The following is an 11506-nucleotide window of genomic DNA, read 5'->3' on the forward strand; positions in this document are numbered from 1 at the left end:
GCACTTAGTAATTTGCGGCCGAATTCAGTTTTTTCATGAATAAATGGCAAACCGTTAAAGGTTACCTCCTTCAGCACCGGGTCATCCTATTTATATATGTAGCAGTTACGGTCATCGCCAGCGTGCACCTGTACTCGCTGGGCAATTCCCACGAATTTGCAGGCAGGCTCTATACCGAATACAATAACTACGTCATTTTCAAGCAGTCGTTCTTCCACCTGCTCAATGGTAAGGATCTATATGCCTGGCATCTAGACGACCAGTGGGACCTTTTTAAATACAGCCCTGCTTTCGCCCTTTGTATGGGTTTGCTGGCCTGGATGCCCGATGTGATTGGCCTTGTGTTCTGGAACCTGGCCAATGCACTGGCCGTCTATGTGACTATCAGGATGCTGCCTTTCGACAAGAAAAAGACCAGCCTCCTGCTGTGGTTTATCTTGCTGGAACTGCTCACCTCGCTGCAAAGCGCCCAGAGTAACGGCCTGATGGCTGCCTGCATGATCGGCGCTGTTGCCTTAATGGAACGTCGTAAGCCTTTCTGGGCCACCTTCCTGATCATGGCGGCTACTTTTATTAAGGTATATGGTATTATCGGGCTGGCTATTTTTCTGTTTTACCCGGATAAGATCAAGTTCATATTATATACGGCCTTCTGGACTGTGGTCATGTTCTTTATACCCCTTGTGGTGCTGACACCAGCGGGATTAATGGTCCAATACCAAAGCTGGGTCGACATGATGGCGCACGACCAGTCCGTATCCTACGGTTTTTCTGTCATGGGCTGGCTGCACAGCTGGTTTGGCCTGTCGGGAGCCAAAAACGTCGTGACACTCCTTGGGATTTTCCTGTTCTTTCTACCGTTAGTGCGGGTTAAGCAATATGGGAACCAGGTCTTCAGGCTATTGTTCCTTGCATTTATGCTCATCTGGGTTATTATATTCAACCACAAGGCTGAGTCATCTACCTTTATTATAGCTGTATCCGGCGTGGGCATCTGGTATTTTGCCGGTGAACCTGTAACCTGGAAAAAGGTGCTACTCTGGGTGGTTTTCATCTTTACCTGCCTCTCACCCACCGATCTTTTCCCAGCCCCGGTAAGACAGAATATCCTGGTTCCCTATGTGGCAAAAGTGGTGCCGTGCATCGCGGTTTGGCTACTGGTTTGTTACGAGCTTATGACAATGAAGCGAACTACGCATGTCACACACCAGTAATACATTATCTTTTTACACATGATGATGTAAATCAGCCTCTCCGGGCCCAAAAAACATAACAATTCCGTAAAAAATAACTCGCTGAAAAGCTTTTATATAGTATTTTTGCCCTCTCTTTAAAATCTTATATTCTAAAAGAAATTCTATGCAGGAATTTGGTAAGAAAAACCCATCAGCTAATCTGGCTGATCTGGGTCTGAATGTTGGAATTGCTCACTGGAACCTTTCTCCCGAAGAACTGGTACAAAAAACCTTAGATCTTGGCCAGGGCACTTTGAATGATACCGGCGCCCTCTGCGTAAGCACTGGTAAATTCACAGGCCGTTCTCCTAAAGACAAGTTCACAGTGAAGGATGCAAACACTGAAAAAAGTGTTGATTGGGGTGATGTGAACATTCCTTTTTCTTCTGAAGCTTTCGACAAATTATACGACAAAGTTTGCGCTTATTTCAGCAACAAAGAAGTTTGGGTACGCGATGCTTATGCTTGCGCTGATCCTAAATTCCGCCTGAACCTGCGCGTGGTAAACGAAACACCATGGGCTAACCTGTTCTGTAACGACCTGTTCCTGCGTCCTACAGCTCAAGAGGTAGAGTCTCAAAATCCTGAGTGGCTGATCCTGCAGGCTCCTGGCTTCCAGGCTGATCCTGCTGTTGACGGTACACGCCAGGCTAACTTTACTATCGTAAACTTCACTCGTAAGATCATCCTGATCGGCGGTTCTGCTTACACCGGCGAAATGAAGAAAGGTATCTTTGGCGTACTGAACTATGTGCTTCCACACGAGCACAAAGTACTGAGCATGCACTGCTCTGCTAACGAAGGTAAAGATGGCGATGTAGCGCTGTTCTTCGGCCTGTCTGGTACAGGTAAAACTACCCTGAGCGCTGATCCTAACCGCGCACTGATCGGTGACGATGAGCATGGCTGGGCTGATGGTTCTGTATTCAACTTCGAAGGTGGTTGCTATGCAAAAGTTATCGACCTGAGCGCTGAAAAAGAGCCTCAGATATACGCTGCTATCAAACCAAATGCTATCCTCGAGAACATCAAGTTCGTAGGCGATACAAAAACTGTAGATTATGCTGACGGTAGCATCACTGAGAACACTCGTGCTGCTTACCCGATCTACCACATACCAAACGCGAAAGAACCTTCTTTCGGTGGCGATCCTAAAAACATCTTCTTCCTGACCTGCGATGCCTTCGGTATCCTGCCTCCAATCAGCAAGCTGACAAAGGCACAGGCTATGTACCACTTCATCAGCGGTTATACTGCAAAAGTTGCCGGTACTGAAGTTGGTGTTACTGAACCTCAAACAACTTTCTCTGCATGCTTTGGCCGCGTGTTCCTGCCGCTGCACCCAACTAAGTATGCTGAGCTGCTGGGTAAAAAACTGGAAGAGCAACCAAACGTAAACGTATGGCTGATCAACACAGGCTGGAGCGGTGGTTCTTACGGTGTAGGTAGCCGTATGAGCCTGAAATACACTCGCGCTATGATCACTGCAGCGATGAACGGCGAACTGAACAACGTACAATACGAAGCACACCCTGTGTTCGGTGTATTGACTCCGCAGTCTTGCCCTAACGTTCCTGCTGAGATCCTGAACCCACGCGACACATGGGCTGACAAAGAAGCTTACGATAAGAAAGCTAACGAGCTGGCTCAGTTGTTCGTGAAGAACTTCGATAAATATGCTGCACAAGCTAACGAAGAGATCCGCTCTGCTGCTCCTACAGTAATGGTAGGCGCTGAGTAATCGTCAGAAACGACATAAATATTACAATAAAAAGCCCGGCTTATTGCCGGGCTTTTTCTATTTTGTAGAAACCACTAAAACCTTCATTATGTATAGTAAACTCTGCTCTGCTATTTTTCTGTCGTTTATTGCCTTGCTCAACACGCCTGTTTCATTGGCACAATGTAATCCAACTAGTTTGCTATCTGCAACTACAGTCCCACCGGGAACAGGTGCTCAGCTAAGCTGGTCCGCTATAGCAGGGGCAACCTCTTACCAGGTATTTATCGCACCTAAACCTGCGACATTGCCTCCACCTTCAAGCGCGGGAACACTCGCTTACACCAATGGCTTCTATGCCGGATCACTTACACCGCATACCACCTACGATGTTTGCATTCGTACTGTATGTAGCAGCGGGGTCTCTACATGGTACTGCGACACTTTTAGAACTGAGCCCACACTACCCTGCTATGACCCAACCTCCGTGAGTGCTTATACAAGCGGCCCACACGGCATTGCGGCCTCCTGGAGCCTGGGAAGCTTTTCCGACTCGTCTGAGTACAAAGTTGTACTATGGCCCGACAAACCCGGTTCAAGCGCTACTGGCACACCAACCAATAAAACTGCTGTTGCGGTGTACGGTGTTCCATCTCTTGCCACTCATAATTTCTGCGTCAGGAGTATATGCGACTTCGCCACCACCCCATATTCTAACTGGGTATGCGATACGACGTCCACGTCCAGGGTATTGGCAGTATCGGAAATCGATAACGACGCGATAAATATCTACCCCAATCCCACAACTAACAAGATCTATATAGAAGCAGGACAGGATGCCATCAATGAAATATCACTCGCAGACCCTTATGGCAAGGTGCTGCTACACTCTTCTCTGCACGCCAAAGAGCGCAAAGAGATTGATCTGGCACCCTATGCCCGTGGCGTATACTTACTGACATACGAAACTCCCAACGGAACAATAAGCCGCAAGATTCAAAAACTATAGCTACACATCCCGCGTAAGAGAGAGTCCTTTTAGCTCCTTTATGCGAGTAGCTTCTACCTCTGTTTTATACTTTTCAACCGCCGTCTTCATTCTATGATACAGGCGGCCCTTTAATGCATCGGGCGCCAGCACGGTCATGCCCTCACCAAAGCCCAAAATCTCTTTCTCTAGCTCATAGTTGAGTTGCACCTTCAATCTGATAACGATACCATCCTCGTTTTGCTCTATAACAGTTTGCGATTGGTGCAGCGGTTTGGTTTCTACATAGGGCGCGTTATCCCGGTTCACCTGTATCAATACTTCCTTTGTACGCATATTCGGCGATACGGTCACGCCTATAATATCCTTGTAGTAAACATCCGGGGTCAGTCCATTACTATCTACATACTCCACGCCCTCCTCCGGCTGCACGGATAAAATACGATCAAGCGCCAGGGTAAGTGGGTAATTTCTTTTTTCGTTCTTCGTGCCTACAGCAAACCACCTGTTCTTAAATTCTTTCAACCACCAGATGTGAAATGGGAAGCCAGATGCCTGATGTGCCGTGAATGACTGGTAAGTAATGCGCAGCGGCTTTTTGTTGATGACCGCATTGTATAACACGTCGAGATATTCCAATCCGCGTAGCTGCTCATTCTTTTCAAAGTCTATAACCGGTTGAATATTGTTTGATGTCGCATACGCGTGATCTTCCAGTTTATTCACCACTTCGCCGAGATTAGCAAAATGCGAGAAGCCTTTGAACTGCTTCAACACTTCAATGGCTTCATTCATCCTGCCAAGGTCTTGCTCGCTGATAGGTATCTGCGTGATACTATAGTTGGGATCGTCGTAGGTGTAATACTTCTTGTCTATGATAATGATTGGTGCATTGTATCCCAGCTTATCGCTGCGCATCATCTGTATATCTGCTTGTATCGTACGCCGGCTGATACCCTTAGCGATGCCCTCATATTCATACAATGCATCCGACACCTCTTCTATCAGTTTCTCCAGCGTCCATTTCCTCAGCCTGTTGCGCAAACATTTATCTATGGTCTTATAGCGTATGAGCGCATTGCGGTTTACAGGCATCAGGAAAAAATTTTACGAAAATTAGAAAAAAAAATTTACTGCGCAAAAAGACTGCGCAGTAGGGTATAACCTTTGTATCATCAAACAAAACACAACTACTATGGCACGTTTAACCCTTACCGGCAAAGAACTTTTAGCGATAGGCTATCCGCAGTCACCTGCTATTGCAGCTGCAATTACAGTGGGTGAACACTACAAGCTGACCCAAAGAGACGAAGTGTTGGAAATGCTGGGCAAGGTAGCAGCCAACCCTGCCGATTACGCAAATGACGAACAACTGGGACCGGTGGCCAAGTTGCTGCTGCATCCTGAAAACGATATCATAAAACTGAAAGATGCACTTCCTTATAAAGTATACGGTGGCGAATTCATTGAACAGGGCGCCCGCGAGCAGATGGAAACAGCTATGAGTCTGCCGGTAGCTGTTGCAGGCGCCCTGATGCCTGACGCACACCACGGCTATGGCCTGCCTATCGGCGGTGTGCTGGCAGCCGACAATGCTATTATACCATACGGTGTGGGTGTAGATATCGGCTGCCGGATGTGCCTGAGCATTTATGATATACCCGAGTCACATTTCGAGGCAAATCAAAGTCAGTATAAACGCGAGCTGATAGCACATACAAAATTTGGTGCAGGCAATGGTTTTCATGGGCAGTACAAAGCAGACCATGCCATACTTGAAAATGAAACGTTCAAAATGAACGGCTTCCTGAAAAACCTGCACGACAAGGCGTACTCGCAGCTGGGTACATCTGGCGGTGGTAATCACTTCGTGGAATGGGGTATCATGGAGCTGCATGGCGATGATAATGAACTCGGCATCAGGAAAGGAAAATACCTGGCACTGTTGTCACACTCCGGTTCACGCGGGCTAGGTGCAACAATAGCCAACCACTATACTAAGTTGGCGAAAGAGTTGTGCCGCCTGCCAAAAGAAGCAGCACAGCTGGCCTACCTCGGGTTAGATACGGAAGCAGGCATGGAGTACTGGCTGGCTATGAACCTTGCAGGAGACTACGCTTCTGCATGTCATGAGATCATACACGAGAAGCTGACGAAAGCGATAGGCGGAAAATTGCTGGCACGTATTGAGAACCACCACAACTTCGCCTGGAAGGAGGAATATGAAGGTCGTGAAGTGATCGTGCACCGGAAGGGAGCTACGCCGGCAGGTAAAGGTGTACTAGGTATCATTCCAGGCTCTATGGCAGCCCCCGGCTACCTGGTGCGTGGTCGCGGTAACCTTGATTCGATCAACTCGGCATCGCACGGTGCGGGCCGGCAGATGAGTCGTACCAAAGCGCAGCAAACGTTCTCAAAGAAAGAACTGAGCGAGTTGCTGAAAGTGAAGGGCATCACGCTGATAGGCGGCGGATTGGATGAGGCTCCAGGGGCATATAAGGATATACGCGTGGTAATGGCCGCGCAGACCGACCTGGTAGATATCGTCGCGACGTTCAAACCCAAGATGGTGCGTATGGCCGATGACGGTAGCCGCGAAGACTAGAAGACTTATTGTTGATTCAATATAAAAAGCTTCCCGCGAGGGAAGAGCAGGCAAAAAGGCAGCCCACGATGTTTAGCTTGAAACTGCTACATAGTATTGCTGCAATAGCAACCAATATGCTGCTGCCTGCGAAAGCACCTGCTAGACTCTGTATGTCGGGGGTTCGAATCCCCCTGCCGGTAACGGTATAACTCAGTGGCTAGAGTAACAGACCAACCTGTGTGGGTTCGAATCCCACCTCCACCTTAGGAGAAGTTCAATGGTTGAACAATGGATTGTGGATCCATGGTTATGAAGTAGGCCGCTTCTAAACAGGCCACCAACATCAGGAGTCGCTCATAACACCCTGCTGTTAGCGAACATTGCGAATAGCAACCTGCAATGAGCTTTGAAAAACGCAGATACCGTAATTGGGTAAAGAGCACCGGCAGTCACCAAAAGGTGATCGTCAGGACTTGTCTACACAATAACTAAAGCCGGCTTCCGCTTTGCGCGGGCGGGAATTATCGGCGGCTCCTTATTTTTTAAAATTCTTAAAACCCAAATTATGTTGACTGTAAAGATCAAAGCGTACACAAAAGGCTTGGTGTACAAAAACAACAAATACATACGGATGCTGGACGAAGGACGGCATTGGTTAAATTTCAACGAAGACGTAATTGTCTACGATATGCATCGGCCATTCGCGCCTGCGGATGATCTCAGCATCTATCTAAATGACTCACTGCTGGCAGATGCACTAGAGGTGGTAGATGTGAAGGACAACGAGATAGCTCTGAAATTCGAGAATGGCTTGTTCAAAGCCGTGTTGCCAGCTGGCAGATATGCTTTCTGGAAAGGAATGAAAGAACTCTCCTTCATTAAAGCAGATGTTAGCAAGTATGAAATAACAGAGCCAATAGACAGGCTGATACTTGCACGGCCTGAGCTGTTGCCTTACCTGCGGATATACACCGTAGAGAGCTATGAGCAGGGCTTGTTGTTTGTGGACGGGAAGTTTGCCTCAGAACTGAAGCCTGGCATTTACTACTTCTGGAAGAACCCAATAGTGTTGACCGTATACAAAGCGGACATCCGGCAATTGCAACTGGAAATGAATGGCCAGGAGATATTGACGAAGGATAAAGCAAGCCTGCGGATCAACTTCACCGTACAATACAAGATCACCAACGTTGTAAAAGCATCGGAGAACAAAGAGTACGAAAAGCAATTGTACACCTTGATGCAGCTGGCCCTTCGGGAGCTGGTAGCCGGATACACGCTGGATGAACTGCTGGATAAAAGAGACGCAGTATCCAAAACGATACTGGACAATGTGCAGGATAGTGTGCTGGTTCTTGGAGTAGTGGTGTTGAACTGCGGCATAAGAGATATCATACTGCCGGGTGATGTAAAAGACATCATGAACCAGGTGTTGATAGCGGAGAAGAACGCGCAGGCGAACATCATCATGCGGCGGGAAGAAACAGCCAGCACAAGAAGCTTGCTAAACACTGCGCGGCTGATGGAAGACAACGAGATGTTGTTTAAGCTGAAGGAAATGGAATACGTCGAAAAGATAGCTGATAAGATCAATACACTTTCCGTAACAGGCAGTGGTGATCTTGTAGGACAGCTTAAAGAAATATTCGTTCCAGCAAAAAAATAACCCCGGTTCGCCCGGGGTTTATTTTTCTATCTGCTCATTGTATCTTTCTTTGTTGTATCCAACTGCATGGTATCGAGCTGGTATGTTTCAGGCACTCCAGTCGTCATGTCGGGTGTCACAACAGTGGCAGTATCGCTGCTGGGTGCAGAGTTAGTTGGATTGTCGGCATTGCACGAATTGCACGCAGCAAACGTACTGAAGAGCAGTATAACCAATAGGCTTCCTATCGCTTTCATGACTCGCATTTTTTATCGGTTGGCAGGTCAATAACCATGCCCTCAGTCATTAAAAAACGTACACATCGTATTGCCGGTTTATTATAACCGGATTATTTGCAGCAGTATGTGTATGCACCGGACGATTTAAACAAAATTTTAAGGATCGCAGGAATAGTTGTTGAACCGTCTTAACAGAATATTGTGTTATAGATGATGAAGAGATCTACGAGATTGACCTTGCTGATGATCATTTGCTTATGTACCATCTTCTTCGGCTGCAAAAAAACATTTGAGTACAGCCCGTATTCCGGAGAAACAGATAAAACGTATACCGAGCTCAGAACCAGTAAGAACATTGACAAGATCATTGCCACAAACGTGGAAAACGACCGGTTCAAAGTGGCTTTCCTGAGTGATACACATTACTTCCATGACGAACTTGAAGATGCGGTTGAACACATCAATGCCGACAACAGCATTTCTTTCGTGGTGATATGCGGCGACCTCTCTGACCAGGGCATGCAAAAAGAATACACCTATCTCTACGAACAGGGCCTGCGTCTAAACAAACCTATCCTCACCGTGATTGGCAATCACGACTACCTGGCTAATGCAGAAGACATCTACGCAACGATGTTCGGTCCCGTCAACTATACACTCGACTTTCATGGCTACCGTTTCATCTTCTTTGATAATGTCTTTTGGGAGAAGAATGCAACGCCTGATTTTAGTTGGCTGAACGCTCAGGCATCAGCAGCGGTCACCGAAAACAAGAAGCCTATACTCATCAGTCACATCCCCTTCTTTGGCGACCAGTATGATAGTACTTCAAGAGAAAAACACCTGCAGATAGTTCGTAACAACAATATTTCATTGTCCGTACACGGTCACCAACACACTTACTCATATACACAGATAGGCGACAACAGCAAATGTCTCGTAGTGCCCAGCATTGGCAAAAAAAGTTATTGTATCGTGTCCTTCGGTGAACCACAGAAAGACCCCGTAGTGTCAACCGTCAATTTTTAGTCCATGCGCATTATCCTGTCAATACTGCTTACGTTACTGTTGAACACAGGCATTCATGCGCAAAATGGCTTCCTGAAAACCATCCGTCCCGACCACGCCCAGCTACAGTATGCAGGTAACGTTGGCCTATTATCTGTTGGATTAGGCTATGACCTGGTCAAAGACAAACTACACGTTACATTGATGGATGGATTTGTACCCGCGTCTATCGCAGGCAGCAATATCAACACCGTTGCGTTAAAGTCAACGTACGACGTTGTTCACTTTGATATTGCTAGGAAAACACTGTCACCCTATGCGGGTCTTGCTGCACATTTCGAAACCTCCGGCAATGCCTATTATACTAAGCTGCCAGATCGCTTTCTCGATCGTAAATACTATCAGATGTCAGCATTTCACATGGCGATAGTTGCAGGAGGGAAGTTTGGATTGCCCTTAGGCTGCCGAAAAGGACAGAGACTGGAACTATATGTTGAAACAGGTACGCTTGATTCTTACGTGTATTACTATATCATGAACGAACCATTGAACTTCACAGACATGTTCAGCATGGCAATGGGAATCAGCTATCATTTTGGAAAGAAATGATCAGTCAGTTTTCCCTGGCGCCGAATCTTGCGCCTTATGGTTGATATCCTTTACAGCTTCATCCAGCTTTTTGATCGTTTCGTTGATACCATTTATCACGGTTGCATTCACAGGATCGGCTGGGTCAGCGGCATTGAACAATGCTGTTAAGCCTTGTATCGTCGTAATATGATTTCGAACCTTGTGCGACTGTACCCAAGCTATCTCACGCAATTGTTCGCTTTGTTTCTCGATGGTACCCTCATTATGCTTCTGGGCAGAAGTATCAATAAAGAAAACGGTCAGTCCATCTTCTGAAGGATAGGCATTTACCTCGATCCACAGCTCCAGTGTCTGGAAATAGTCTTCGAAGTGCACACTTCTTTTTGTATCAGCAGCCTGTTGTAAACATTCCTGCAGTTTAGTTCCATTTGCTTCAGGGAAACACTCCCATACATTATTTCCCAGCATCTCACTTCTTTTCCGTCGCAACATTCTTTCAGCTGCCGGGTTCACGTATGTAAACTTCCAGTCCTTGTCTATGGTAAGGAACCCGTCGCCCACACTACCTAATATCTTTTCTATCTGGGTGGTTTTCTCCTGCAGTTCACGTTCGGCTTTTACATGGTCGTCAACATCGTACGCCAGCACAATAGTTGCCTCTTTCCCTTCAAACTCAATACCATGTGCGTGTACGTGCACATAAAATTGTTTACCGTCTTTACGCTGGTGCAGCCACCTGCCCGCATCAAAATACGAATCGGGCATCGACTGCCTTACTTTATAGAATCTTTCCCACTCGCTCTCGGGCCTGATGTCCAGAGCTGTCATTGCGAGAAATTCATTCTTCGTGTATTGATATTGTCGCAGCGCTGCTTCGTTTACCGCAAGAAAACGATGTGTGTCCTTTTCAAAAATATACATGGGCACCGGGCTCTCCAGGAACAAACGTTTATAATCGTTCGCCATCCTTTTGCGCTCTATAGCATATTGTATGGACTTAGCCAGAACGCGGGCATCAATTTCACCTTTAATCAGGTAATCCTGTGCACCAGCTTTAAGAATGTTATTTGCTACTTCCGTTTCAGACGTGCCGGTCAAAACGATAATTGGATTATAAACAAAATGATCGTTTACTTTTTTGAAGGTGAGCCGATACGGAGAATCGGGAAGACTCAGGTCTGTTAACACGACACTAACTTCTTTAGGATCGATCTTTTCCAGCTCGTGCAGTTGCGCACAACGTATCACTTTCTGCTCGTCGTAACCCATTGTCTTCAACAGGTTACGAAAGAGAAAATAAGTGTCGTCATTGTCTTCGATTATTACAATTTTCTCGTTAGTCATTGCGGGTGGAGGAATGCACGCTAACTGCATAAAAAGCATGCCGATATGAATATGTGGCAGCAAAAACCCGCTTGCGTAAACAGCAATGCGAGAAGAGCATGTACACAAGTACTCCTATTACGACTACCTATACATCTAAGCAATAAGGA

The 11506-nt window shown here is 46.6% G+C and carries 10 protein-coding genes; 7 read left to right on the forward strand and 3 right to left on the reverse strand.

Annotation, left to right across the window (positions count from 1 at the left end):
* The first annotated feature begins 35 nt into the window (after positions 1 to 35).
* From P2W83_RS04905 to P2W83_RS04915, 3 genes are all read left to right on the forward strand, one after another.
* Entirely contained in the window at positions 36 to 1214 is a 1179-nt protein-coding gene (locus P2W83_RS04905) for a glycosyltransferase family 87 protein (RefSeq protein WP_276132579.1), read from the forward strand.
* A 145-nt stretch (positions 1215 to 1359) separates the two neighbouring features.
* Positions 1360 to 2976 (forward strand): phosphoenolpyruvate carboxykinase (ATP), encoded by a 1617-nt coding sequence (gene pckA / locus P2W83_RS04910; RefSeq protein ID WP_276132580.1) that lies wholly within the window; start codon positions 1360 to 1362, stop codon positions 2974 to 2976.
* An 88-nt stretch (positions 2977 to 3064) separates the two neighbouring features.
* Positions 3065 to 3964 (forward strand): T9SS type A sorting domain-containing protein, encoded by a 900-nt coding sequence (locus P2W83_RS04915; RefSeq protein ID WP_276132581.1) that lies wholly within the window; start codon positions 3065 to 3067, stop codon positions 3962 to 3964.
* Here P2W83_RS04915 and P2W83_RS04920 read toward each other — a convergent pair whose 3' ends face one another.
* Positions 3965 to 5038 carry a helix-turn-helix transcriptional regulator gene (locus P2W83_RS04920; RefSeq protein WP_276132582.1) on the reverse strand — a complete coding sequence of 358 codons (1074 nt, stop codon included), beginning with the start codon at positions 5036 to 5038 and terminating at the stop codon, positions 3965 to 3967. It lies immediately after the preceding gene.
* 100 nt (positions 5039 to 5138) lie between these two features.
* Between P2W83_RS04920 and P2W83_RS04925 the strand changes: the two genes are divergently transcribed.
* Both P2W83_RS04925 and P2W83_RS04930 read left to right on the forward strand, forming a co-directional pair.
* The gene (locus tag P2W83_RS04925) at positions 5139 to 6548 is read left to right on the forward strand and encodes an RtcB family protein (protein WP_276132583.1); all 1410 of its coding nucleotides are present in this window, start codon (positions 5139 to 5141) and stop codon (positions 6546 to 6548) included.
* Positions 6549 to 7095: 547 nt separating this feature from the next.
* Complete coding sequence (locus tag P2W83_RS04930) at positions 7096 to 8196, forward strand: slipin family protein (protein ID WP_276132584.1); 1101 nt, start codon at positions 7096 to 7098, stop codon at positions 8194 to 8196.
* A 26-nt stretch (positions 8197 to 8222) separates the two neighbouring features.
* On the opposite strand, the gene P2W83_RS04935 is transcribed toward P2W83_RS04930, so the two are convergent.
* The gene (locus P2W83_RS04935) at positions 8223 to 8432 is read right to left on the reverse strand and encodes a hypothetical protein (protein ID WP_276132585.1); all 210 of its coding nucleotides are present in this window, start codon (positions 8430 to 8432) and stop codon (positions 8223 to 8225) included.
* Between the two features lie 192 nt (positions 8433 to 8624).
* Between P2W83_RS04935 and P2W83_RS04940 the strand changes: the two genes are divergently transcribed.
* Positions 8625 to 9443 (forward strand): metallophosphoesterase family protein, encoded by an 819-nt coding sequence (locus P2W83_RS04940; protein ID WP_276132586.1) that lies wholly within the window; start codon positions 8625 to 8627, stop codon positions 9441 to 9443.
* Between the two features lie 3 nt (positions 9444 to 9446).
* Positions 9447 to 10031 (forward strand): hypothetical protein, encoded by a 585-nt coding sequence (locus P2W83_RS04945; protein WP_276132587.1) that lies wholly within the window; start codon positions 9447 to 9449, stop codon positions 10029 to 10031.
* Here the strand turns inward: P2W83_RS04945 and P2W83_RS04950 are convergent, their stop codons facing one another.
* Positions 10032 to 11357 carry a response regulator gene (locus P2W83_RS04950; RefSeq protein ID WP_276132588.1) on the reverse strand — a complete coding sequence of 442 codons (1326 nt, stop codon included), beginning with the start codon at positions 11355 to 11357 and terminating at the stop codon, positions 10032 to 10034.
* Between the last annotated feature and the right edge of the window lie 149 nt (positions 11358 to 11506).

Source organism: Polluticoccus soli (assembly GCF_029269745.1).
In the GTDB taxonomy this organism is placed as follows: domain Bacteria; phylum Bacteroidota; class Bacteroidia; order Chitinophagales; family Chitinophagaceae; genus Polluticoccus; species Polluticoccus soli.